The following is a 23,180-nucleotide window of genomic DNA, read 5'->3' on the forward strand; positions in this document are numbered from 1 at the left end:
AGTGAGCGAGGTCCGCCGCGCCCGTCAGAAGAGGGTCGTGGCGGCGAAGCGCAGCACCAACTGGGGTGCGCCCGAGAGGGCCACGCCGACGGCCGCGGTGAGGGCGAGCGCGACGGTGAGCGGGGCGGGGACGCGGTGACGTACGGGCTCGCCCTCGGGGGCGCGGAAGAGCAGGGCCGTCCACCGGAGGTAGTAGTAGAGCGCGATCACGACGTTGACGGCCATGACCACGGCGAGCCAGCCGAGCCCGGCGTCCACGGCCGCCGAGAACACCGTGACCTTGGCGAACAGGCCGATCACGCCCGGCGGGAGCCCGGCCAGGCACAGCAGGAAGAAGGCCAGGAGGACGGCGGTGACGGGGTTGGTGGCGTACAGGCCCCGGTAGTCGGCGAGCCGGTTGAGCGGCTTCGTACGGCCCACCAGGGCGGCCACCGCGAAGGCGCCGAGGTTCACGGCGGCGTACATCAGGGCGTAGGCGACGGTCGAGCCGATCGCCCGCTGGCCGTCGCGCGTGTATCCGGCGGCGGCGATCGGCACCAGGAGGTAGCCGGCCTGGCCGATGGAGGACCACGCGAGGAGGCGTACCGCGCTGTACGCGCGCGTGGCCCGCTGCCGGAGGGCACCGGCGTTGCCCGCGGTCATGGTGAGCGCGGCCAGGACGGCGAGGGCGGGGCCCCAGACGTCGGCGTACGACGGGAAGGCGATCACGGTGACGAGGATCAGGCCGGAGAAGCCGACCGCCTTGCCGACGACCGAGAGGTAGGCGGCGACCGGCAGCGGCGCGCCCACATAGGTCTCGGGCACCCAGAAGTGGAAGGGCACGGCGGCGGTCTTGAAGGCGAAGCCGACCAGGGTGAGGACGACGCCGGTCTGGACGAGGGTGTGGAGCTGGCCGTCGACGCCGGGCAGGCGGCGGGCGATCTCGGTGAGGTGCAGGGTGCCGGTGGCGGCGTAGACGAAGCTGACGCCCATCAGGCTGACGGCGGTGGCGGTGACCGAGGAGAGGAAGAACTTCAGGGCCGCCTCGGCCGAGCGGGCCTCGCCGTGCCGGATGCCGACCAGGGCGAAGGCGGGCAGGGAGGCGACTTCCAGGGCGACGATCAGGGTGGCGAGGTCGCGGGAGGCGGGCAGCAGGGCCGCGCCGGCCGCCGAGGAGAGCAGCAGGAACCAGAACTCCCCGGCCGCGACGCGCCGCCGGTCGTCCTGGACGCCGGTCACGGACAGCAGGGCCGCGAGGAGGGCGCCGCCGAGGACGAGGAACTGGATGACGACCGTGAAGTGGTCGGCGGTGTAGCTGCACGCGCGCGTGGAGCCGGTCAGGCAGAAGGTGGCGCGGTTGCCGTCCAGCAGCGGCAGCAGCATGAGCCCGGCGGCGGCCAGGCCGGCGACGGAGAGCCACCCGAGGAGCGGCTTGCGGGCCTCGGGCAGGAACAGGTCGGTGACGAGCACGGCGAGGGCCGTGACGGCGACGATGACGGGCGGGGCGATGGCCGGCCAGTCGACGGACTGGATCAGGGCGTTCACCGCCGGTGCGGCCAGGGCGCTCATCGGGTCCCTCCTGCGAGGAGCTGCTGCACGGCCGGGTCGCTGAGGCCGAGCAGGGCCCTGGGCCAGAGTCCGGCGAGGACGGTGAGGACGACGAGCGGGGTCCAGGCGGCGAACTCGTAGCCGCGTACGTCGGCGAGTTCGGGCAGGTCCTGGCGCGGGTCGCCCATGCAGACGCGGCGGACCACGACCAGCAGGTACGCGGCGGTCAGCAGGGTGCCGAAGGCGCCGATCGCCAAGAAGACCAGGTAGGCGGCCCGGCTGAGCCCGGCGGCGGGCTGGAACGCGCCGAACAGGGCGAGCATCTCGCCCCAGAACCCGGCGAGTCCGGGCAGCCCGAGCGAGGCGACGGCGCCGAAGGCGAGCAGCCCCCCGAGCCGCGGGGCCCTCCCGTACAGGGCGCCCCCGCTGTGCGCGGCCAGGGTGTCGAGGTCGGTGCTGCCCGTGCGGTCCTTCAGGGCGCCGACCAGGAAGAAGAGGAGGCCGGTGATGAGGCCGTGGGCGATGTTGGCGAACAGGGCGCCGTTGACGCCGGTCGGGGTCATGGTGGAGATGCCGAGGAGCACGAAGCCCATGTGGCCGACGGACGAGTACGCGATGAGCCGCTTCAGGTCGCCCTTCGCGCCCCGCTTGGCGAGCGAGAGGCAGGCCAGAGACCCGTAGATGATCCCGACCACGGCGAACGCGGCGAGGTACGGCGCGAACACCCGGAAACCGTCGGGCGCGACCGGGAGCAGGATGCGGACGAACCCGTACGTGCCCATCTTCAGCAGGACCCCGGCGAGCAGCACCGAGCCGACGGTCGGGGCGGCGGTGTGGGCGTCCGGGAGCCAACTGTGCAGGGGCCACATCGGCGCCTTCACCGCGAGGCCGATCCCGATCGCCAGAACGGCGATGACCTGCACGGATGTGGTCAGCGACCGGCCGTTGTCAGTGGCGAGTGCCACCATGTCGAATGTGCCCGCTTTGATCCCGATCAGCAGCAGGCCGAGCAGCATGATCACGGAGCCGAGCAGCGTGTACAGGATGAACTTCCACGCGGCCCGGGCCCGGCCCTCGCCGCCCCAGCGGGCGATGAGGAAGTACATCGGGATCAGCACGGTCTCGAAGGCCAGGAAGAACAGGACGAGGTCGAGCACGGCGAAGGAGGCGAGGGTGCCCCCTTCGAGCAGCAGGACCAGGGCGGTGAACGCTTTCGGGGAGGGCCCCGCGGGCGGCTTGAAGTAGGAGTGGAGCGCGCAGAGGAAGGTCAGCAGCGCGGTCAGGAGGAGAAGGGGGAGGGAGATGCCGTCGATGCCGAGGTGGATGCGCACGTGGAGTGCGGGAATCCAACTGATGTCGGTCGTGGCCTGCATCTTCGAGGGGTGGTCGTGGTCGAAGCCGAGCGCGAGGACGATCGCGGCGACGAGGACCACGCCGGTCACGGTCACGCCGTGCCGGAGCACGGCCTGGCCGGGGGACTTGCCCCTGAGTCCGGGCGGGGCGGGCAGAAGGGCGGCGGCCGCGCCGAGGAACGGCACGGCGACGACGAACGCCAGAAGGAACTGCATCACTGATTCGCTGATACCGATCACGCCCGCTCACGCTCCCGAGGCGACGAGGAGGACGGCGACCGTCAGGACGACGGTGCCGGCGAGCAGCGCGCTCACATAGGTCTGCACATTGCCGGTCTGCGCCCGCCGTACGGCCGCGCCGAGCAGCCGGGGCAGGGCGGCGGCGCCGCGTACGTAGGTGTCGACGACCTCGCGGTCCAGGAAGCGGACCAGACTCGCCGCGCCCAGCACCGGGCGGACGAACAGCGCCGAGTACACGGCGTCCAGGTGGAAGCCCGAGGCGGCGGGCCCGTACAGCGGGCCGAGCAGCAGGCGGCCGGGGTCGGCCGGGTCGGGGGCCTCCGCGATGTCGCCGTACGCCGGTTCGTGGGCGGCGATGGCCTCGGCCTCGACCAGGCCCGCGTCGCCCTCCGGATGGGCGGCGACGGCGCCCAGCGGGACGCGGGGCGCCCGGGCGGCGACGCGCTGCCAGGCGCCGTAGGCCAGCAGACCGCCGACCACCGCGAGGCCGGTGCCGAGGACGGAGGTGAGCAGGGTGGGCGCGAGGCTGCCGCCGTCGAACCAGCCGGGCAGCGGGCGGTAGGCGAGCGCGCCGAAGGCCAGCGAGGGCACGGCCAGCACCCAGAGCACCACGGTCATGGTCAGCGGCTGCCGCCCGTGGTCCGGGGCCTCGGCGCCCCGGCCCCGGAAGGCCAGCAGCCAGAGCCGGGTGGCGTAGGCGGCGGTGAGCAGGGCCGTGGCGAGCGCGGCGACGAGCACGATCCAGCCGGCGGCGCCCGGTGCCGGGCCGGGGTGGCCGGTGGCGAGGCGTTCGGCGGCGCCGAGGACGGACTCCTTGGAGAAGAACCCGCTGAACGGCGGGATCGCGGCCAGCGCGAGCAGGGCCACGGTCATCGTCCAGAAGGCGTCCGGGACGCGGTCGCGCAGGTGGCTCATCCGGGACATGGCGGCCAGCGAGTTGGTGCCGGCGGCGTGGATGACGGCTCCGGCGGCGAGGAACAGCAGCGCCTTGAAGGCGCCGTGGGAGAGGAGGTGGAAGACGGCGGCACCGCGGTCGCCGACGGCGAGGGCACCGGTCATGTAGCCGAGCTGGCCGATCGTCGAGTAGGCGAGGACGCGCTTGATGTCGTCCTGGGCCAGCGCGGCGAGGCCGGAGCCCAGCATGGTGACGGCGGCCATCACCGCGAGGACCGTCATCGCGGCGGCGGACGCCTCGAACACGGGGAGGAGACGGGCGACGAAGTAGACACCGGCGGCGACCATGGTGGCCGCGTGGATCAGCGCGGAGACGGGCGTGGGGCCCGCCATCGCGTCGGGGAGCCAGGTGTGCAGCGGGAACTGCGCCGACTTGCCCGCCACGCCCGCGAGGAGCAGCAGCGCGATCAGGGTGGGGTGGTCGAGTCCGCCGCTCGCCACGGCGCCGAGGACGCGGGTGATGCGGAAGGACCCGGCGTCGGTGCCGAGCGCGAACAGGCCGATCAGGAACGGCACGTCACCGAGCTTGGTGACCAGGAACGCCTTGAGGGAGGCGGCACGGGCCTCGGGGGTGCCCCAGTAGTGGCCGACCAGGAAGTAGGAGCAGATGCCCATGACTTCCCAGCCGACCAGCAGCACGATCAGGTCGCCGGAGTAGACGACGAGGAGCATCGCGGAGGTGAAGAGGGAGACGAGGGCCGCGTAGGAGGGGTAGCGGGGGTCGTCGCGCAGGTAGCCGGTGGAGTAGACCTGCACGCAGGTCGCCACGAAGGCCACCAGGATCGCGACGAGCGCGGCGAAGCCGTCGATGTGCAGCGCCAGGTCCACGGGGACCGAGCCGGTGGGCGTCAGCAGGGTGTACGCGTCGACGGCCCGGCCGCCGCCCTGGCGGGCCGCGACCAGCGCGGCCAGCACGAGCGAGGCCAGCGGCGGCAGTACGGCGAGCGGGCGGACGAAGCCGGGCGCGGTGCGGCCCAGCAGGAGTCCGGCGACGGCACCGAGGAAGGGCAGGAGGGGGACGAGGGCGGCGAGGGTGGTGGTGGTCACGCGATGGCCTCAGCCTTCTCGGTCCCGGAGGCGTCGGGGTGGTCGGGGTCGTCGCCGGGGGTCTCGGCGGTGTCGCGGAGCCTGTCGATGTCGGCGGTGCCCCGGTCGCGGTAGACGGCCAGCACGATCGCCAGGCCGATGCCGATCTCGGCGGCCGCGACGGCGATGGTGAACAGGGTCAACGCCTGGCCGGAGTGCAGGGTGTCCTTCGCGGCGCGGCTGAGCCAGACGTCGAAGGCGACGAGGTTGAGGTTGACGGCGTTGAGCATCAGCTCGACGGACATCAGGACCAGGATCGCGTTGCGGCGGGCGAGGACGCCGTAGAGGCCGGTGCAGAAGAGGAGGGCGGCGAGTACGGCGGGGTAGGCGAGGTGCATCAGCGGGCGCCTTCCTTCTCGCCGGGGGTCTTGGTGAGGCTCGGGGCCGTCTGGTCCGCCTTGACCTTGCGGGACAGGACGATCGCGCCGACCAGGGCCGCGAGGAGCAGGACGGACAGCGCCTCGAAGGGCAGGACCCAGTGCCGGAAGAGGCTCTCGCCGGTGACGCGGGTGGTGCCGGCGGCCGGGCCGTCCAGGTCGATCCAGGTGGCGCGGAACGCGTCCGTCACCACCCAGACCAGGGCGCCCGCCGAGCCCGCCGCGACGACGAGCGCGGGCAGCCGGTTGCCCGAATCGGCGTCCGGGGAGCGGCCGATGGGGGCCCGCGTGAGCATCAGCCCGAAGAGGAGGAGGACGACGACGGAGCCGACGTAGATGAGGACCTGTACCCAGGCGATGAACTCGGCGGTGAGCAGGAGGTATTCGACGGCCAGCCCGCCGAGGGTGACCACCAGCCAGAGGGCGGCGTGCACCAACTGGCGGGTGGTGACGGTGATCAGCGCGGCGCCGAGGGTGACCAGGCCGACGAGGAGGAACGCGATCTCGACGCCGGTCGGGGACAGGAAGCCGTGCGGGGCGGTGGCGGCGAGGCTCACTGTTCTCCCTCCTGGTCGGGGTTCTGGTCTGTGGCCTGTTCGTCCTGCTCGGCGGCCTGGGCTTCCTCGGCGGCCTGGGCGGCCTGGGCGGCCTGGGCGGCCTGGGCGGCGGCCAGTTTGTCGGCGGTCTTGCGGGCGGCGGCGATCTCCTTCGGCTCCTCCGCGTGCGGGTCCAGCGCGGGCGGGGCCGGTACGGTCCACATCCACTCGCGGAGCTTGTCGCGCTCGTGGGTCAGTTCGCGGATGTCGGTCTCGGCGTACTCGAACTCCGGGGACCAGAACAGCGCGTCGAAGGGGCAGACCTCGATGCAGATGCCGCAGTACATGCAGAGTGAGAAGTCGATGGCGAACCGGTCGAGGACGTTCCGGCTGCGCTCGCGGCCACCGGGGGTGGCGGCCGGGACGGTCTCCTTGTGGGAGTCGATGTAGATGCACCAGTCGGGGCACTCACGGGCGCAGAGCATGCAGACCGTGCAGTTCTCCTCGAACAGGCCGATCACTCCGCGCGTGCGGGGCGGGAGATCGGGCTGGACGTCCGGGTACTGCTCGGTGACCGTCTTCTTCGTCATCGTGCGCAGGGTGACGGCGAGGCCCTTGGCCAGGCCGGAGAACGGGACTCTGGGCCGGGTGGGCGGGAGCTGCTCAGCCATCAGGCGGTCACCACCTTGACTACGCCGGTCAGGGCGATCTGGGCGAGGGCGAGCGGGACGAGGACGGTCCAGGACAGCTTCTGGAGCTGGTCCTCGCGCAGCCGGGGGTAGGTGACCCGGAGCCAGATCACCAGGAAGGCGAGGATCGCGGTCTTCACCAGGGTCCACACCCAGCCGAGCCCGTCGGCGCCCCAGGGACCGTGCCAGCCGCCGAGGAAGAGCACGGTGGTCAGGCCGCACAGGACGACGATCCCCGCGTACTCCGCGAGCAGGAACAGGGCGAAGCGCAGGCCGGTGTACTCGGTGTACGCGCCGAAGATGATCTCCGAGTCGGCCACCGGCATGTCGAACGGCGGGCGTTGCAGCTCGGCGAGGCCGGCGACGAAGAACACCACCGCGCCGGTGAGCTGCCAGGGCAGCCACCACCAGTGGAAGGCGCCCACGATGCCGGGCAGCGAGACCGTGCCGGCCGCCATCGCCACGGAGGCGGCGGCGAGCAGCATCGGGAGTTCGTAGGCGAGCAACTGGGCGGCGGTGCGCAGGCCGCCCAGCAGGGAGAACTTGTTCGCGCTGGCCCAGCCCGCCATCAGCGAGCCGAGGACGCCGACGCCCATCACCGCGAGCACGAAGAAGACGCCCGCGTCCAGCACTTGGCCGACGGCGCCCGCGCTCGGGCCGATCGGGATGGCCAGCAGTACGAGGAGGTACGGCAACAGGGCGACGGCCGGGGCGAGTTGGAAGACGCGACGGTCGGCGCCCGTCGGCACCACGTCCTCCTTCTGTGCGAACTTCACTCCGTCCGCGACGAGTTGGGCCCAGCCGTGGAAGCCACCCGCGTACATCGGGCCCAGCCGGCCCTGCATGTGCGCCATCACCTTGTGCTCGGTCTGGCCGATGACCAGCGGGAACGTGAGGAACACGACGAACACGACGACGAGTCGCAGGGCGACGTCCAGCACGTCGTTCACTGTGCGCCTCCTGCGGGGTCGTCGGGGGTGTCGGTGGGTTCTCGCTCGGGAGCGGGGGGTGCCTTCGGTGGTTCGTCGGCCTCCTCGAAGGCGGGACGGGCGTGATGCCAGGGCGCGTCCGCGCTGCGACGCTGCGCCGGCTGGGCCGACTTCTTCGGCTCGGCCGGCCCGGTCGGCCCGCTCGCTCCGCTCGGTTCCGAAGGCTCGGTCGGCTCTGCCGGTGCTGAGGGCTCGGCAGGCTCGGGTGTCCCGGTCCGCTGCGAGGCCGACCCCTGCGAGGCACTCCGCATCCGCCGCGGCGGAGCCCCGACACCCGGCTCTGCCGAACCCTGGCTGGCCGAACCCTCGCTCGCGCTCCGCATATGCCGGGGCGCGGCCGTACCCGGCTCGGGGGCACCCTGGCCGGCCGACCCCTCGCTGGCGCTCAGTGCCCGGCCCCGCGCGGCAGTCCCCGCACCGGCCTCCGGCGGAGCCGCCTGGCTCGCAGAGCCCTCGCTCGCGCTCCGCATCCGCCGAGCCGGACCTCCGGCACCCGGCTCGCTCGCACCCTGACTGGCCGAACCCTCGCTGGCACTCCGCATCCGCCGGGGCGCAGCCGCACCCGACTCCGGGGCAGCCTGACTCGACTCCGGGGCAGCCTGACTCGCAGAGCCCTCGCTCGCGCTCCGCATCCGCCGGGGCGCAGCCGCACCCGACTCCGGGGCGGCCTGGCTCGCCGAGCCGTCGCCCGCACTCCGCATCCGCCGAGGCGCAGCCGCACCCGACTCCGGGGCGCCCTGACTCGCAGACCCCTCGCCCGCACTCCGCATCCGACGAGGCGCAGCCCCGGCACCCGGCTCGCTCGCACCCTGACTGGCCGAACCCTCGCCCGCACTCCGCATCCGCCGAGGCGCAGCAGCCGTACCCGGCTCCGGGGCGGCCTGGCTCGCAGAGCCCTCGCTCGCGCTCCGAGCCCGCCGAGGGCGCGCGTTCTCCTCCGCCCCGGCCGCCCGTCGAGCCGGACGCTCCCCCGCGGCCGCGCCCCGCGCGGGACGCGACGGCGCGGGCGGCAACTGGCCCTTCAGTGGGCCCCACTCGTTCGGGTCGGGCACCCCCGGTGGCAGCATCTGGCGGCGCTTCGGGCCGCCGTGCTCCGACTCGCCCGGCTCCTTCGCGCCCGGCCACGCCTTGGCGACGCGGGCGGCGAGGACGAAGTCCTTGCGGAGGGGGTGGCCCTCGAAGTTCTCCGGCAGGAGCAGGTGGTCCAGCGCGGGGTGGCCCGTGAAGTCGACCCCGAACATCTCGTGGGTCTCCCGCTCGTGCCAGGCGGCGCCCGCGTACACACCGACGGCGCTCGGCAGCACCGGCGCCTCGTGCGGGACGGTCGTACGCACCAGCAGCCGGCGCACCGGGTGCAGGGCGACGACGTGCGCGGAGACCCGGAAGCCCGTGCCGGGTTCGTCGACCGCGCTCAGCCAGTCGAAATAGGTGCAGGTCAGCGTCGTACGGGCCGTCTCCAGCGCGGTGAGCCACGCGGCCGGGGGCACGTCGACGGTGAGGACGTCGTACGACTCCTCGGCGGTGGCGTCGGGGCCGAAGAGTTCGTCCACGGGGGCGGGGAGCCAGCCGGGTGTGGTCATCGCGCGTCCCCCTCCGCGGAAGGAGCGGCGGGCGGACGCACCAGGTCGCTCTGGAGCGCGGCGGCGGACGGCCGGGCGGCGCCGCCCTTGCCGTACCGCTCCGCCAGGGACTCGCGGGCGATCTTCTCCTGGAGCTTGAGAATGCCCTGGAGCAGCGCCTCGGGGCGCGGCGGGCAGCCCGGCACGTACACGTCGACCGGGATGATCTGGTCGACGCCCTTGGTGACGGAGTAGGAGTCCCAGTACGGTCCGCCGCAGTTGGAGCAGGCGCCGAAGGAGATGACGTACTTCGGCTCGGGCATCTGCTCGTACAGCCGCTTCACGGCGGGCGCCATCTTGTCGGTGACCGTGCCGGAGACGACCATCAGGTCGGCCTGGCGGGGGCCCGGTGCGAAGGGGATGACACCGAGCCGGATGAAGTCGTGGCGGGCCATCGACGCGGCGATGAACTCGATCGCGCAGCAGGCGAGGCCGAAGTTGAAGACCCAGAGCGAGTAGCGGCGGCCCCAGTTCAGGACGACCTTCATCGGCTCGGGAGCAAGGCGGGCCAGCGCGCCCAGCCGCTTCGGCTCGGGCAGCAGCACCGGCTCGGGGGCGGCCGGGTTCACGTCCATGTCAGGACGCCCTTCTTGTAGGCGTACAGCAGGCCGACGGCGAGGAAGCCCAGGAAGATGAACATCTCCACCAGGGTGGCCGCGCCGTAGCCGGGGGCAGCGAAGACCGTCGCCCAGGGGAACAGGAAGATCGAGTCGACGGCGAAGATGACGTAGAGGAAGGCGTAGACGTAGTAGCGGACCTGGGTGTGGGCCCAGCCCTCCCCGACGGGGTCGACGCCGCACTCGTAGGTCATGAGCTTCTCGGGGGTCGGCACCACGGGCCGCAGCAGGCGGCCGGCGCCGAAGGCGGCCGCGACGAAGAGCACGCCGACGACGGCGAGCAGGCCCACGACCGAGTAGGACCCGAAGTAGTCCGACGTGGTGCCGCCCGCGGCGACCGCCGTCACCCCCAACGTCTCCCGCACCGTCCGTCCCTCGCTCCCTGACCGGATGTCCTCCGTGACCTCCGCGCATCGTGTGACGGATGCGCCCGGAGGTTTGCGTACGCACGGGAGTCTAGGCCCTGATAAAGCGCCCGTAAGCAGGCCGTGACGCCCAGCGAGGCCGGGGGTGGGGTTTTCCCCAGGGCCCGGAAGGCGGTCCGCCGCATGGCGTACGGGCCTTGGGGCACGGCAGGCTGGCCGCCATGACCGCTCCCGTTCCCGCCGCCGGACCGGCCGGCGACCCCGGCCGTCCGCCGTCCGCCCGGCTCGCCTTCGACGCGCCCACCTGGAAGGAGATCGCGCATCTCCTGCTGAACCTGCCGCTGGCGGTGGCCGGGTTCGTGTACGCGGTCACCGTGCTGTCCGTGAGCGGGGGCCTCACCGTCACGGTACTCGGGCTGCCGCTGCTGGCGGGCTCCCTGCTCGGCGCCCGGCTGCTGGGGAAACTGGAGCGGGCGCGGGTGTGGGTGCTGCTCGGGGTGCGAGTGCCGGAGCCGTCACCGCTGCCGTGGGCGCGGGGCGGCGGGGTGGTGCGGCGGCTGTGGCAGGCGCTGCGGGACCCGGTGGGGTGGCGGTCGCTGCTCTACTGCCTGATCCGGCTGCCCTGGGGCGTGCTGACCTTCACCACCGTGCTGGTCTCGTTCTTCGTGCTGTGGCCGGTGCTGGGCTATCTGGCGCGGGGTCTGGCGAACGTGGACCGGGCACTGGCCCGCGCGCTGCTGGCGCCCTCGGACGAGCTGGAGCGCCGGATAGCCGAGCTGGAGTCGGACCGGGGTGTCGTGGTCGACACCGCCGCTGCCGACCTGCGTCGCATCGAGCGGGACCTCCACGACGGAGCACAAGCACGACTGGTCAACCTCGCCATGGGACTCGGACTCGCCAAGGAAAAACTCCACCACGACCCCGAAACAGCCGCCCGCATGGTCGAAGAAGCCCACGGCGAAGTCAAAACCGCCCTCAAAGAACTCCGCGACCTCGCCCGAGGCATCCACCCCGCCATCCTCACCGACCGAGGACTCGACGCAGCCCTCTCCCACCTCGCCGCCCGCTGCACCGTCCCCGTCACCCTCACCGTCGACCTCCCCACCCGACCCACACCCGCCATCGAAGGCATCACCTACTACACCGCCAGCGAACTCCTCCAGAACATCAGCAAACACAGCCACGCCCACACCGCCACCCTCGACCTCTGGCACACCCCCCACCACCTCATGCTCCAAATCCGCGACGACGGCGTAGGCGGAGCCGACCCCGCCCACGGATCAGGACTCGCCGGACTCACCGAACGCCTCGGCGCGGTCGACGGGGTGTTCGTCGTGGATTCCCCGCCCGGCGGGCCCACCGTCATCACCGCCGAGCTGCCCTGGCGGGACCGGGACGACGAGCGCGGCACCGGACGGTAGGGAAAACCCCCTGTTCAAGACGGGGACGCACGCCATGGCCCGCACCCGGCCGCAAGCAGCAGTCTGAGCGGGCAAGCCCACACGAGGAGAACGGGGACCACGCCGATGGCCACGCACTACACGCCGTACCGGGAAGAGCCGGCCCGCCACCGCCTCCCCGCCGCGCTGCGGGCGCCGCTGGAGACGCGGACCTGGCGGGAGCTGGGATACGCGCTGACCGGACTTCCCGTGGCGATCGCCCTGTTCGTCTGGGCGGTCACGATGATCTCGCTCGGCGCCGGCCTGCTGGTGACCTTCGTCGGAGTGCCCGTCCTCGCGCTGGCCCTGGTCGGCTGCCGGGGCTTCGGGGCGCTGGAGCGGGCGCGGGCCGGGGCGCTGCTCAAGGTACGGGTGGCCCCGCCGGAGCCCCTGCGGCCCAGCGGACCGGGGCTGCTGCCCTGGCTCGGCGCGGTGCTCAGGAGCGGCTCGTCCTGGCGGCACCTGGTGTACGCGCTGGTCCACTTCCCGTGGGCGGTGTTCTCCTTCTCGGTGGCCGTCAGCTTCTGGACGTACGGCTGGGCGCTGCTGACGTACCCGCTGTGGTTCTGGGTGTTCCCGATGTGGGCCGGGCAGGGCGGCATCCAGCTCTACGGGGACGACCACCACAGCGTCTACCTGGACAACCCCTTCGAGATCACCGCGACCGCGCTGGTCGGGCTGGTGTTCTGGCTGCTCACGCCGTGGCTGCTGCGGGGCCTGACCACGGTGGACGGACTGCTGGTGCGCGGGCTGCTCGGCCCCTCACGGCTGACGGCCCGCGTGGAGGAGCTGGAGTCGGACCGGGGTGTCGTGGTCGACACCGCCGCCGCCGACCTGCGTCGCATCGAGCGGGACCTCCACGACGGAGCACAAGCACGACTGGTCAACCTCGCCATGGGACTCGGACTCGCCAAGGAAAAACTCCACCACGACCCCGAAACAGCCGCCCGCATGGTCGAAGAAGCCCACGGCGAAGTCAAAACCGCCCTCAAAGAACTCCGCGACCTCGCCCGAGGCATCCACCCCGCCATCCTCACCGACCGAGGACTCGACGCAGCCCTCTCCCACCTCGCCGCCCGCTGCACCGTCCCCGTCACCCTCACCGTCGACCTCCCCACCCGACCCACACCCGCCATCGAAGGCATCACCTACTACACCGCCAGCGAACTCCTCCAGAACATCAGCAAACACAGCCACGCCCACACCGCCACCCTCGACCTCTGGCACACCCCCCACCACCTCATGCTCCAAATCCGCGACGACGGCGTAGGCGGAGCCGACCCCGCCCACGGATCAGGACTCGCCGGACTCACAGAACGCCTCGGCGCGGTCGACGGGGTCCTGGTGGTGGACTCGCCGCCCGGCGGCCCGACCGTCGTGACCGCGGAACTGCCCTGGCGCGCCTGACGGAGCTGAAATGCTGGGCCTCCTTGTCGACAGGCGTGTGGGGGCTCGGGGAATCGTGGAGAACAAGGTGCGTGTGGTCATCGCCGAGGACTCGGTACTGCTCAGGGAGGGGCTGACCCGGCTGCTGACCGACCTCGGCCACGAGGTGGTGGCCGGGGTCGCGGACGCGGAGGCGCTGCTCGCCACCATCGCGGAGCTGGCCGGCCGAGGCGAACTGCCGGACGTGGTGGTGGCGGACGTACGGATGCCGCCGACGCACACCGACGAAGGGGTGCGGGCCGCCGTGGAGCTGCGCGGCCGCCACCCCGACCTCGGGGTGCTGGTGCTGTCGCAGTACGTGGAGGAGCGCTACGCCACCGAACTGCTGGCCGGTTCCAGCCGGGGCGTCGGCTATCTGCTCAAGGACCGGGTCGCGGACGTGCGGGAGTTCGTCGCCGCGGTGGAGCGGGTCGCGCAGGGCGGTACGGCGCTGGACCCGGAGGTGGTGGCGCAGTTGCTGGGCCGCAGCCGTAAGCAGGACGTGCTGGCGGCGCTGACCCCGCGCGAGCGGGAGGTGCTGGGGCTGATGGCGGAGGGGCGGACCAACTCGGCCGTGGCCCGGCAGCTCGTGGTGAGCGACGGCGCGGTGGAGAAGCACGTCAGCAACATCTTCATGAAGCTGGGCCTGACCCCGAGCGACGGAGACCACCGGCGTGTTCTGGCGGTGCTGACCTATCTGAACTCCTGACGGCACCCAGACTGGGCGGCGTGGCGAGTCCACATAACGGGAGATACCCAACCGATCCTCGGAAGCCGACCCTGAGCGACGTAGGGTTGACCCTGGGATTGGTCCGGGGGAAGACCGCCCCCGGACGGCCGCCTCGAAGGAGGTCCAGTTCAGTGACCAGTCAGGTCAGCAGCCCAGCGGAGCAGGCCGACGAGAACCCCGCGGGTGAGCAGCGCAGACCGGGCGGAGCGAAGGACGTACGGCGCCTGAACCGGGTGATCATCCGGTTCGCGGGGGACTCCGGTGACGGTATGCAGCTCACCGGGGACCGGTTCACCTCGGAGACCGCGTCCTTCGGCAACGACCTCTCCACCCTTCCCAACTTCCCCGCCGAGATCCGCGCGCCCGCCGGCACCCTGCCCGGCGTCTCCTCTTTCCAGCTCCACTTCGCCGACCACGACATCCTCACCCCGGGCGACGCGCCGAACGTGCTGGTCGCCATGAACCCCGCCGCGCTGAAGGCCAACGTCGGCGACCTGCCGCGCGGCGCCGAGATCATCGTCAACACGGACGAGTTCACCAAGCGGGCGCTGGCGAAGGTGGGGTACGCCGACTCCCCGCTGGACGACGGCTCGCTCGATGGTTATCACCTGCATCCGGTGCCGCTGACCACACTGACGGTGGAGGCGCTGAAGGAGTTCGACCTCTCCCGCAAGGAGGCCGAGCGCAGCAAGAACATGTTCGCGCTGGGGCTGCTGAGCTGGATGTACCACCGGCCGACCGAGGCCACCGAGAAGTTCCTGACCACCAAGTTCGCCAAGAAGCCGGACATCGCGAAGGCCAACGTGGCCGCGTTCCGGGCGGGCTGGAACTTCGGCGAGACGACCGAGGACTTCGCCGTCTCCTACGAGGTGGCGCCGGCCGCGCGGGCCTTCCCGCCCGGTCTCTACCGCAACATCTCCGGCAACCTGGCCCTGGCCTACGGGCTGATCGCCGCCTCCCGGCAGGCCGATCTCCCGCTGTTCCTGGGCTCGTACCCGATCACCCCGGCCTCCGACATCCTGCACGAGCTGTCGAAGCACAAGAACTTCGGTGTGCGGACCTTCCAGGCGGAAGACGAGATCGCGGGCATCGGCGCGGCGCTGGGCGCGGCGTTCGGCGGTTCGCTCGCGGTGACGACGACGTCGGGGCCCGGTGTGGCGCTCAAGAGCGAGACGATCGGGCTGGCGGTCTCGCTGGAGCTGCCGCTGCTGGTGATCGACATCCAGCGCGGCGGTCCGTCGACGGGTCTGCCGACCAAGACCGAGCAGGCCGACCTGCTCCAGGCGATGTACGGGCGCAACGGCGAGGCGCCGGTCCCGGTGGTGGCCCCGCGCACCCCGGCCGACTGCTTCGACGCGGCGCTGGAGGCGGCCCGGATCGCGGTCACCTACCGCACCCCGGTGTTCCTGCTCTCGGACGGCTACCTGGCCAACGGCTCCGAGCCGTGGCGCGTCCCGGACCTGGACGAACTCCCGGATCTCCAGGTGCAGTTCGCGCAGGGCCCGAACCACATGCTGGAGGACGGCACCGAGGTCTTCTGGCCGTACAAACGGGACCCGCGCACGCTGGCCCGCCCCTGGGCGGTGCCGGGCACGCCGGGTCTGGAGCACCGCATCGGCGGCATCGAGAAGCAGGACGGCACGGGCAACATCTCCTACGACCCGGCCAACCACGACCTGATGGTCCGCACCCGCCAGGCCAAGATCGACGGCATCGACGTCCCCGACATCGAGGTGGACGACCCGGACGGCGCGGCGACGCTGGTGCTCGGCTGGGGTTCGACGTACGGCCCGATCACGGCGGCGGTACGGCGGCTGCGCACGGCCGGCGAGTCCATCGCGCAGGCGCATCTGCGGCACCTCAACCCCTTCCCCGCCAACCTCGGCGAGGTGCTCGGGGGGTACGACAAGGTGGTGATCCCCGAGATGAACCTCGGTCAGCTCGCCACCCTGATCCGGGCGAAGTACCTGGTCGACGCCCGCTCGTTCAACCAGGTCAACGGCATGCCGTTCAAGGCGGAACAGCTCGCCACCGCGCTCAAGGAGGCCATCGATGACTGACTCCGCACGCGAGCTGCTCCAGCTTGTCCCCAAGGCCGAGGGCAAGCAGTCGATGAAGGACTTCAAGTCCGACCAGGAGGTCCGCTGGTGCCCCGGCTGCGGTGACTACGCGATCCTCGCGGCCGTGCAGGGGTTCATGCCGGAGCTGGGGCTGGCGCGGGAGAACATCGTCTTCGTCTCGGGCATCGGCTGCTCGTCCCGCTTCCCGTACTACATGAACACCTACGGGATGCACTCCATCCACGGCCGCGCCCCGGCCATCGCGACCGGGCTCGCCTCCTCGCGGCGGGACCTGTCGGTGTGGGTGGTCACCGGGGACGGGGACGCCCTCTCCATCGGCGGCAACCATCTGATCCACGCGCTGCGCCGCAATGTGAACCTGAAGATCCTGCTGTTCAACAACCGGATCTACGGGCTCACCAAGGGCCAGTACTCCCCGACCTCGGAACTCGGCAAGATCACCAAGTCGACGCCGATGGGGTCGCTGGACGCGCCGTTCAACCCGGTGTCGCTGGCGCTGGGCGCGGAGGCGTCGTTCGTCGCCCGGACCATCGACTCCGACCGCAAGCATCTGACCGAGGTGCTGCGGGCGGCGGCCGACCATCCGGGCACCGCGCTGATCGAGATCTACCAGAACTGCAACATCTTCAACGACGGCGCCTTCGACGCCCTCAAGGACAAGCAGCAGGCCGAGGAGGCGCTGATCCGGCTGGAGCACGGGCAGCCGGTGCGGTTCGGCGCGGACGGCTCGCGGGGTGTCGTACGGGACCGGACCGGTGAGCTGACGGTGGTCACCGTGACCCCGGACAACGAGGCGGACCTGCTGGTCCACGACGCGCACGCGGCCTCCCCCACCACTGCCTTCGCACTGTCCCGGCTGGCCGACCCGGACACCCTGCACCACACCCCGATCGGGGTGTTCCGCGCGGTGGACCGGCCGGTCTACGACAGCCTGATGTCCGAGCAGTTGGACACCGCGATCGAGCAGCAGGGCAAGGGCGATCTGGCGACGCTGCTGGCGGGCGGGGACACCTGGACGGTCGTCGGCTGAGGTCGGTTTTACGAAGTCCGGGATTCAGAGGGCCGGGATTTACGAGGTCCGGGAGCGTGTCTCCCGGACCTCGTCGTATGCGCGGCGGGCCTTCTCCACCTGCTCCAGGCGGTCCTCGGTCCACACGGCCAGCGCCCTGACCTGCTCGGCGGCCTCCCGGCCGAGGTCGGTGAGGGAGTAGTCGACGCGGGGCGGGATGACCGGCTTGGCGTCCCGGTGGACCAGGCCGTCGCGCTCCAGGGTCTGGAGGGTCTGGGTGAGCATCTTCTCGCTGACCTCGCGCCCGCCCCAGCGGCCGACCGCCCGCCGCAGCTCCCCGAACCGGTAGGAGCGGTCCAGCAGCTCGATGAGGACGAGCGTGCCCCAGCGGCTCGTCACATGCTCCAGCACCAGTCGCTGGGGGCACAGGGCGTCGCTGACCTCATTGCTTACCATCATGGCAGTACCTTACTTGAAAGTGGGTACTGTCGTTTGGTTAGCGCCTCTCCTAGGGTTAGCGACATAACCCCGACGCTCCCCCCAGGAGAAACCCCATGAGCATCGTCGTCACCGGAGCCACCGGACATCTCGGCCGTCATGTGATCGCCCAGTTGCTGGAGCGGGTCCCGGCCGGGGAGATCACCGCCGTCGTACGGGACAAGGCCAAGGGCGCCGAGTTCGCCGAGCGCGGTGTGCGGCTCGCCGTCGCCGACTACAACGCCCCCGAGACCTTCGACGGCCTCTTCTCGGCCGGCGACAAGGTGCTGCTGATATCGGGCAACGAGTTCGACAAGGGCCGGGTGGCGCAGCACCAGGTCGTCATCGACGCGGCGAAGGCGGCGGGGGTGGCGCTGCTCGCGTACACCAGCGCGCCGGGCACCCTGACCGCGACGCTGGCCGACGACCACCGGGCCACGGAGGAGGCGGTGCTCGCCTCCGGGCTGCCGTACTCGCTGCTGCGCAACGGCTGGTACCACGAGAACTACACCGAGAACCTGGCCCCCGTGCTGGCCCACGACGCGGTGGTCACGGCGGCGGGCGACGGCCGTGTCTCCTCGGCCGCGCGTGCCGACTACGCCGCCGCCGCGGTCGCCGTGCTGACCGGCGAGGGGCACGAGAACACCACGTACGAGCTGGGCGGCGACGTGGCCTGGGGCTTCGAGGAGTACGCGGCCGAGCTGAGCGCGCGGACCGGGCGGACGATCAGCTACCGGCCGGTGTCCGGGGAGACCCTCAAGGGCATCCTGGCCGACGCGGGTCTGCCGGACGCGCTCGCGGAGATGCTGGCCGGGGTGGACGCGTCGATCGAGCGGGGCGAGCTGGTGGTGACGGGCGGGGAGCTGGCGCGGCTGATCGGGCGTCCGACGACGCCGCTGGCGGTGGCGGTGGAGGAGGGGCTGAAGGCGGCGCAGGCGAACTGAGGCCGCGCCCGGGGGTACTCCACCCCACCTCTTTTCCGGTCATGACCGTATGGCGATACGGGCATGACAGGCGGGGTGGGGCGGCGTTACCTTCGTTCTCGCGTGGCGGATCGCGAGAAGGAGGAGCCCGTGGCCGGGACGTCCAAGGGTGAGCACCGAATAGGGCTGTTGAACGGCATCGCGGCGTACGGGATGTGGGGGCTGGTCCCCCTCTTCTGGCCGCTGCTGAAGCCGGCCGGGGCGATGGAGATCCTGGCCCACCGGATGGTGTGGTCCCTGGTGTTCGTCGCCGTGGCGCTGGTGTTCACACGGCGGTGGGCGTGGGCGGGCGAGCTGTTGCGTCAGCCGCGTCGGCTCGCGCTGATCGCGGTGGCGGCGGCTGTCATCACTGTGAACTGGGGCGTCTACATCTGGGCTGTGAACTCAGGTCACGTGGTCGAGGCGTCGCTCGGGTATTTCATCAACCCGCTGATGACGATCGCGCTCGGCGTCCTTCTGCTGAAGGAACGGCTCCGGCCCGTGCAGTGGGCGGCGGTCGCCGTCGGCTTCGCCGCGGTCGTCGTCCTGACCGTCGGCTACGGCCGGCCCCCGTGGATCTCCCTCTGCCTCGCCGTCTCCTTCGCCACGTACGGCCTGGTGAAGAAGAAGGTCGGCCTGGGCGGCGTGGAATCCCTGGCCGCCGAAACGGCCATCCAGTTCCTCCCCGCCCTGGCCTACCTGATCTGGCTGAGCACCCGGGGCGACCTGACCTTCGCCACGCAGGGCCCCGGCCACGCGGTCCTCCTGGCCTCCACCGGCATCGTCACGGCCCTCCCCCTGGTCTGCTTCGGCGCCGCCGCCATCCGGGTCCCCCTCTCCACCCTCGGCCTCCTCCAGTACCTGGCCCCCGTCTTCCAGTTCCTCCTGGGCATCCTCTACTTCCACGAGGCCATGCCCCCGGAACGCTGGGCCGGCTTCGCCCTGGTCTGGCTGGCACTGGTCCTGCTGACCTGGGACGCGATGCGCTCCGCGCACCGGGCCCGGGTGGTGGCGATGTCGCGTCGGACTGACCCGGCTGCGGCGGCGGTGGATGCGGTGGATGTCTGAGGGGTTGATCGGACGGGGGGAGTTCGATGCGGTGGTGTTCCGCACCGACTACACCGACGAGCGGGCACGGCGAGCCCTGATGGCGACACTCCCCCACCACGTCCACTTCGTCGACGCCCCCGACATCCCGGCCAACGTGACCCTCGGCAACCTCGGCTTCGAGGAGTACGCGGCGCGGTCAGGGGAGAACCCTGACGGGGTGTACCGGTCGGCTTGAGAAGGGGCACGGGTGAGGGCATGCGAGCTGGAGGCCATGCGGCGGGCGATCGTTGTTTCGGCTCAGGGGTTGGGGTCCGCCAGTCCTAATCCGCCCGTGGGGTGCGTGGTGCTGGATCGGGGTGGGCGGGTGGTCGGGGAGGGGTTCCACCTGCGCTCGGTGAATCGGGTGCGCGGGCCGTGCTGGTCGTGGGGGACGCCGTTGTGCCGGGGCTTGAGCAGCGCGCTGACCGGCTGATTCGGTATCTGCCGTTCACGGCGACCTCGCAGGCTCCGTTGCCTCCGGGGTTCCGGCTCAGTGAGGTGACGCGGGGTGTGGGGTACGTACGTGTGGTCGGGCAACGTATCTAGGCGCACGGAAGTGGCGTAACTCGCCATGTGGGGCGGCGCTGCGGCCTATAAAGGCTGCATGGTGACTTCTTCTTCGCGGGTTGAGCCGTTGCACTGGAAGGTTGTGGTGGATGCGGTTGATCCGCATGCGCAGGCGGACTTCTGGGGGGCCGCGCTGCATTACGAGCCCGAGGACAACAGTGCGTTGATCGAGCGGCTGTTGGGATTCGGGGCGTTGGGCGGGGAGGCGACCGTCGAGTATCACGGGCGGCCGGCGTTCCGGGATCTGGTGGCGGTGCGGCATCCCGATGATCCGTACGACCCCGAGACGGGGACCGGACTCGGGCGGCGGGTGCTTTTTCAGCGGGTGCCGGAGGCGAAGAGCGGGAAGAACCGGCTGCATCTCGACCTGCACGCCGGGCCGGAGCGGCGGGCCGAGGAGGTGGCTCGGCTCACCGCGCTGGGGGCCACCGTGCTGCGCGAGGTGAGTGAGCCCGCGGGGGCGTGGACCGTACTGGCGGACCCGGAGGGGAATGAGTTCTGCGTCCAGTAGTAGACAGGGGCATGACCAAAAGACAGTTCGTGGGTCCCCTCGTCGCCGTCGCTCTGCTGGCCCCGGTCAGCGCGTGTGCGGGAGCGGGGCGTCCTGCCCCCGCCGCTACGGCCACTGCTCCTACGTCCCCGAGCACGCGCCCCCAGCCCGTCTCCGCCGTCATGCCGGACATCGTCGGCGGCAACGCCGGCCGGGCGGCCGAGCAGATGGGCCCCGACACCGAAGTGACCTTCAACGACGTGAGCGGGAAGGGGCGTTCGGTGGACGATCCGGCCGAGTGGAAGATCTGCGAGACCCGGCCGGGGCCGAACCAGCAGATCACCGACTACCCCGTCGTGCTCGGGGTCGTACGGGTGGCGGAGAGCTGCGGCTGAGCCGGCCTCACGCCCCGGCCGCCGCCCGCGCCGTCAGGCGGGTCATGCGGGTGTGGGCCGACTCCAGGGGGCGGGGGTCGGACGCGGCGGGGCCCGGCTTCGCGGCCAACGTCGTCCATACGTCGATGAGTTCGCGGCCCATCCGGAGGGCCTGCTCCGCGTCGCCCACCGCGCGCCACGCGGTCGCCGCGCTGCGGACGTTGCTGTAGGCCGCCGCCGGGTCGCCCGACTCGGCGCGCTTGCGGGCCAGGTCCAGCGAGAGGTCGAAGGCGCGGGCCGGATCGCCGGTCAAGTACGCGATGTACGCGCAGAGTTCACGCAGGTGCAGTACCTCGGGGTGCCGGGGTCCCAGCGCACCGGACGCCTTGGCCACCGACCGGCTCGCCAGCTCCGCCGCCCGCTCGACCTCTCCGTCCCGTACGGCATCCCCGACGCGCCCCAGCGCCGCCGTCCACACCTCGGCCCCGTCCGCCGTCTCCCCCACCGGCACCTCCGCGAGCATCTCCTCCGCGATGGCGTCGAACCGGCTCGGCGGAATGGGCTCCGGGTCGGCTTCGGGGGTGGGCTTGGGGCCGAGGACCAGTTCGGGGCTCGGGGTGGTGACGGGCTCAGCGCCGAGGGCCAGTTCGGGAGCCGATCCAGGGACCGGCTTGGCACCGAGGACTGACTCGGGACCCGATCCAGGGACGGACTCAGCGCCGAAGGCCAGTTCGGGAGCCGAGCCAGGGCCAGCCTTAGCACCGAGGACGGGCTCGGCGCCGACGACCAATTCGGGAGTCGCTTCGGAGGCAGCCTTGGCACCGAAGGCGGACTCGGGAGCCGATCCAGGGGCGGGCTCAGCACCGAGGGCCAGTTCGGAAGCCGAGCCAGGGGCAGCCTTGACGCCAAGGGCCAGCTCAGGACCCGGCCCAGAAGCGGCCTTGGCGCCCAGAGCAAGTTCGGGACCCGCCCCAGAGCCCGCCCCGTACCCCGAAGCAAGCCTCGGCTTCCTGAAGTTGACCGTGCCGGAGCCACCCCGAGGCCTCCGCTCCGGTATCGGCTCCCCCACCGCACCCCCCATCACCGGCGGCGGCCCGAACACCCCCCGAGGCGGCTGCACGGTCCCCGGTGCCGGGGGCAGCCGCGTCGGCTCGCCCGTCATCCGGGACGTCCCGTCCGGGGAGACCTCCAGCGGAACCACGCACCCCGCCGCGTCGTCGTGGATGGTGGCCCGTATCGGGGTGCCGTGGGACGTGGCCAGGTCGTGGAGGTGGTTGAGGACCGCGTCGTGGATGTCCTCGTCGGGAGCCCGGTGGACCGGCGTGCCGGCGACCGACGCCGCGCCGCCGGCCGAGACGCGGACCTCGACCGGCCGGTCCCCGCGCCGCTTCTCGAAGCTGAGTCGAGACATCCCTGTTCCCTCATTCCCCCCGGCGCCGCGCCCGGTCGTACGCCTCCTGCGTCCAGTCTCGCCGCCCATGCCGCCCCCGCGCGTCACCGCGACGTCACAGCCTCGCACCAGCCGCCTTGCGGGAAACTGATTGCGTGTGCATAAGATGCATGCGAATTAAACTTCTCTCCTTCCAGGGGTCCCCATGAGCCGCAGATTCCTCTTCGTCCTGGGCAGCGCCCGCACCCACGGCAACACCGAGTTCCTCGCCCGTACCGCCGCCGAGCAGTTGCCGGAGGGGCCGGAGGGCTCAGAGCAGGAGTGGATCAGGCTGGCCGGGCTGCCGCTGCCCGAGGCGGAGGACCTGCGGCACGACAGCGACCACGTACGCCCCGCCCCCGACACCCCTGCCGGGATGCTGCTGGACGCCACCCTCGCCGCCACGGACATCGTGATCGCCTCGCCGCTGTACTGGTACTCGCTGTCCAGCCTCACCAAGCGGTACCTGGACCACTGGTCGGGCTGGCTGCGCATCCCCGAGGTCGGCTTCAGGGACGCGATGGCCGGCCGGACCCTGTGGGGCGTGACGGCGCTCGCGGACCGGGACCCCTCGGTCGCGGAGCCCCTGATCGGCAGCCTGAACAACTCCGCCGCGTACCTGGGGATGCGCTTCGGCGGGGTGCTGCTCGGCAACGGCAGCGGCCCCGGCGACGTACGGAACGACACCGAGGCGCTGGCCCGCGCCAAGACCTTCTTCGCGGGCGAGGCCCCGCCGGCCCGCTTCCCCGGCGCCTGA

23 protein-coding genes are annotated in these 23,180 nt (G+C 71.8%); 11 read left to right on the forward strand and 12 right to left on the reverse strand.

The features are described from left to right. Window positions 1-24: 24 nt before the first annotated feature. The 10 genes from ACZ3HQ_RS04475 to ACZ3HQ_RS04520 are packed head-to-tail and all read right to left on the reverse strand — an operon-like array spanning window position 25 to window position 10,351. Window positions 25-1,548, reverse strand: coding sequence for an NADH-quinone oxidoreductase subunit N (locus tag ACZ3HQ_RS04475; protein ID WP_467507856.1), 1,524 nt, complete (start codon window positions 1,546-1,548; stop codon window positions 25-27). Next, the gene (locus ACZ3HQ_RS04480; RefSeq protein WP_467507857.1) at window positions 1,545-3,119 is read right to left on the reverse strand and encodes a complex I subunit 4 family protein; all 1,575 of its coding nucleotides are present in this window, start codon (window positions 3,117-3,119) and stop codon (window positions 1,545-1,547) included. The genes ACZ3HQ_RS04475 and ACZ3HQ_RS04480 overlap by 4 nt, the downstream gene beginning before the upstream one ends. 6 nt (window positions 3,120-3,125) lie before the next feature. Beyond that, window positions 3,126-5,120 carry an NADH-quinone oxidoreductase subunit 5 family protein gene (locus ACZ3HQ_RS04485; RefSeq protein WP_467507859.1) on the reverse strand — a complete coding sequence of 665 codons (1,995 nt, stop codon included), beginning with the start codon at window positions 5,118-5,120 and terminating at the stop codon, window positions 3,126-3,128. Further along, window positions 5,117-5,497, reverse strand: a complete 381-nt coding sequence (gene nuoK / locus ACZ3HQ_RS04490) for an NADH-quinone oxidoreductase subunit NuoK (RefSeq protein ID WP_467507861.1) — start codon at window positions 5,495-5,497, stop codon at window positions 5,117-5,119. Before nuoK ends, ACZ3HQ_RS04485 begins: the two co-directional genes overlap by 4 nt. After that, complete coding sequence (locus tag ACZ3HQ_RS04495; RefSeq protein ID WP_467507862.1) at window positions 5,497-6,093, reverse strand: NADH-quinone oxidoreductase subunit J family protein; 597 nt, start codon at window positions 6,091-6,093, stop codon at window positions 5,497-5,499. The genes nuoK and ACZ3HQ_RS04495 overlap by 1 nt, the downstream gene beginning before the upstream one ends. Beyond that, window positions 6,090-6,743: a NuoI/complex I 23 kDa subunit family protein gene (locus ACZ3HQ_RS04500; protein ID WP_467507864.1), complete on the reverse strand. Its 654-nt coding sequence runs from the start codon at window positions 6,741-6,743 to the stop codon at window positions 6,090-6,092. The genes ACZ3HQ_RS04495 and ACZ3HQ_RS04500 overlap by 4 nt, the downstream gene beginning before the upstream one ends. Then, entirely contained in the window at window positions 6,743-7,711 is a 969-nt protein-coding gene (locus ACZ3HQ_RS04505) for a complex I subunit 1/NuoH family protein (RefSeq protein ID WP_467507866.1), read from the reverse strand. The genes ACZ3HQ_RS04500 and ACZ3HQ_RS04505 overlap by 1 nt, the downstream gene beginning before the upstream one ends. Continuing rightward, window positions 7,708-9,330: an NADH-quinone oxidoreductase subunit C gene (locus ACZ3HQ_RS04510; RefSeq protein ID WP_467507868.1), complete on the reverse strand. Its 1,623-nt coding sequence runs from the start codon at window positions 9,328-9,330 to the stop codon at window positions 7,708-7,710. The genes ACZ3HQ_RS04505 and ACZ3HQ_RS04510 overlap by 4 nt, the downstream gene beginning before the upstream one ends. Further along, entirely contained in the window at window positions 9,327-9,944 is a 618-nt protein-coding gene (locus ACZ3HQ_RS04515; RefSeq protein ID WP_467507870.1) for an NADH-quinone oxidoreductase subunit B, read from the reverse strand. The genes ACZ3HQ_RS04510 and ACZ3HQ_RS04515 overlap by 4 nt, the downstream gene beginning before the upstream one ends. After that, complete coding sequence (locus ACZ3HQ_RS04520) at window positions 9,935-10,351, reverse strand: NADH-quinone oxidoreductase subunit A (RefSeq protein ID WP_466671216.1); 417 nt, start codon at window positions 10,349-10,351, stop codon at window positions 9,935-9,937. Before ACZ3HQ_RS04520 ends, ACZ3HQ_RS04515 begins: the two co-directional genes overlap by 10 nt. A gap of 221 nt (window positions 10,352-10,572) precedes the next feature. Here ACZ3HQ_RS04520 and ACZ3HQ_RS04525 point away from each other — a divergent pair, with 221 nt between their 5' ends. The 5 genes from ACZ3HQ_RS04525 to ACZ3HQ_RS04545 all read left to right on the forward strand — a co-directional run bounded on the left by ACZ3HQ_RS04525 (window position 10,573) and on the right by ACZ3HQ_RS04545 (window position 17,056). Beyond that, entirely contained in the window at window positions 10,573-11,772 is a 1,200-nt protein-coding gene (locus ACZ3HQ_RS04525; protein WP_467507872.1) for a sensor histidine kinase, read from the forward strand. A 105-nt stretch (window positions 11,773-11,877) separates the two neighbouring features. Further along, the gene (locus ACZ3HQ_RS04530; RefSeq protein ID WP_467507873.1) at window positions 11,878-13,197 is read left to right on the forward strand and encodes a sensor histidine kinase; all 1,320 of its coding nucleotides are present in this window, start codon (window positions 11,878-11,880) and stop codon (window positions 13,195-13,197) included. A 67-nt stretch (window positions 13,198-13,264) separates the two neighbouring features. Continuing rightward, the gene (locus tag ACZ3HQ_RS04535) at window positions 13,265-13,924 is read left to right on the forward strand and encodes a response regulator transcription factor (RefSeq protein ID WP_161190446.1); all 660 of its coding nucleotides are present in this window, start codon (window positions 13,265-13,267) and stop codon (window positions 13,922-13,924) included. Between the two features lie 152 nt (window positions 13,925-14,076). Beyond that, window positions 14,077-16,005 (forward strand): 2-oxoacid:acceptor oxidoreductase subunit alpha, encoded by a 1,929-nt coding sequence (locus tag ACZ3HQ_RS04540; protein WP_467507875.1) that lies wholly within the window; start codon window positions 14,077-14,079, stop codon window positions 16,003-16,005. Beyond that, the gene (locus tag ACZ3HQ_RS04545; RefSeq protein WP_467507876.1) at window positions 15,998-17,056 is read left to right on the forward strand and encodes a 2-oxoacid:ferredoxin oxidoreductase subunit beta; all 1,059 of its coding nucleotides are present in this window, start codon (window positions 15,998-16,000) and stop codon (window positions 17,054-17,056) included. Before ACZ3HQ_RS04540 ends, ACZ3HQ_RS04545 begins: the two co-directional genes overlap by 8 nt. Window positions 17,057-17,095: 39 nt before the next feature. Here the strand turns inward: ACZ3HQ_RS04545 and ACZ3HQ_RS04550 are convergent, their stop codons facing one another. Further along, window positions 17,096-17,494 (reverse strand): winged helix-turn-helix transcriptional regulator, encoded by a 399-nt coding sequence (locus ACZ3HQ_RS04550; RefSeq protein WP_467507878.1) that lies wholly within the window; start codon window positions 17,492-17,494, stop codon window positions 17,096-17,098. A gap of 95 nt (window positions 17,495-17,589) precedes the next feature. Here ACZ3HQ_RS04550 and ACZ3HQ_RS04555 point away from each other — a divergent pair, with 95 nt between their 5' ends. The 5 genes from ACZ3HQ_RS04555 (at window position 17,590) to ACZ3HQ_RS04575 (ending at window position 21,015) form a co-directional block, all read left to right on the forward strand. Then, a complete protein-coding gene (locus ACZ3HQ_RS04555; RefSeq protein WP_467507879.1) occupies window positions 17,590-18,456 on the forward strand; it encodes an SDR family oxidoreductase in 867 nt (288 codons plus the stop codon). Between the two features lie 129 nt (window positions 18,457-18,585). Continuing rightward, the gene (gene rarD, locus ACZ3HQ_RS04560; protein ID WP_467508005.1) at window positions 18,586-19,542 is read left to right on the forward strand and encodes an EamA family transporter RarD; all 957 of its coding nucleotides are present in this window, start codon (window positions 18,586-18,588) and stop codon (window positions 19,540-19,542) included. Next, window positions 19,535-19,759 carry a hypothetical protein gene (locus ACZ3HQ_RS04565; RefSeq protein WP_467507881.1) on the forward strand — a complete coding sequence of 75 codons (225 nt, stop codon included), beginning with the start codon at window positions 19,535-19,537 and terminating at the stop codon, window positions 19,757-19,759. Before rarD ends, ACZ3HQ_RS04565 begins: the two co-directional genes overlap by 8 nt. Before the next feature lie 408 nt (window positions 19,760-20,167). Beyond that, the gene (locus ACZ3HQ_RS04570) at window positions 20,168-20,641 is read left to right on the forward strand and encodes a VOC family protein (RefSeq protein ID WP_467507883.1); all 474 of its coding nucleotides are present in this window, start codon (window positions 20,168-20,170) and stop codon (window positions 20,639-20,641) included. Between the two features lie 161 nt (window positions 20,642-20,802). After that, window positions 20,803-21,015 (forward strand): hypothetical protein, encoded by a 213-nt coding sequence (locus ACZ3HQ_RS04575; RefSeq protein WP_467507884.1) that lies wholly within the window; start codon window positions 20,803-20,805, stop codon window positions 21,013-21,015. A gap of 7 nt (window positions 21,016-21,022) precedes the next feature. On the opposite strand, the gene ACZ3HQ_RS04580 is transcribed toward ACZ3HQ_RS04575, so the two are convergent. Then, window positions 21,023-22,405 carry a tetratricopeptide repeat protein gene (locus tag ACZ3HQ_RS04580; protein WP_467507886.1) on the reverse strand — a complete coding sequence of 461 codons (1,383 nt, stop codon included), beginning with the start codon at window positions 22,403-22,405 and terminating at the stop codon, window positions 21,023-21,025. Between the two features lie 184 nt (window positions 22,406-22,589). On the opposite strand from ACZ3HQ_RS04580, the gene ACZ3HQ_RS04585 reads away from it, so the two are divergent. Then, window positions 22,590-23,180, forward strand: a complete 591-nt coding sequence (locus tag ACZ3HQ_RS04585; protein ID WP_467507887.1) for a flavodoxin family protein — start codon at window positions 22,590-22,592, stop codon at window positions 23,178-23,180.

This window comes from Streptomyces sp. NPDC018263 (assembly GCF_055562575.1).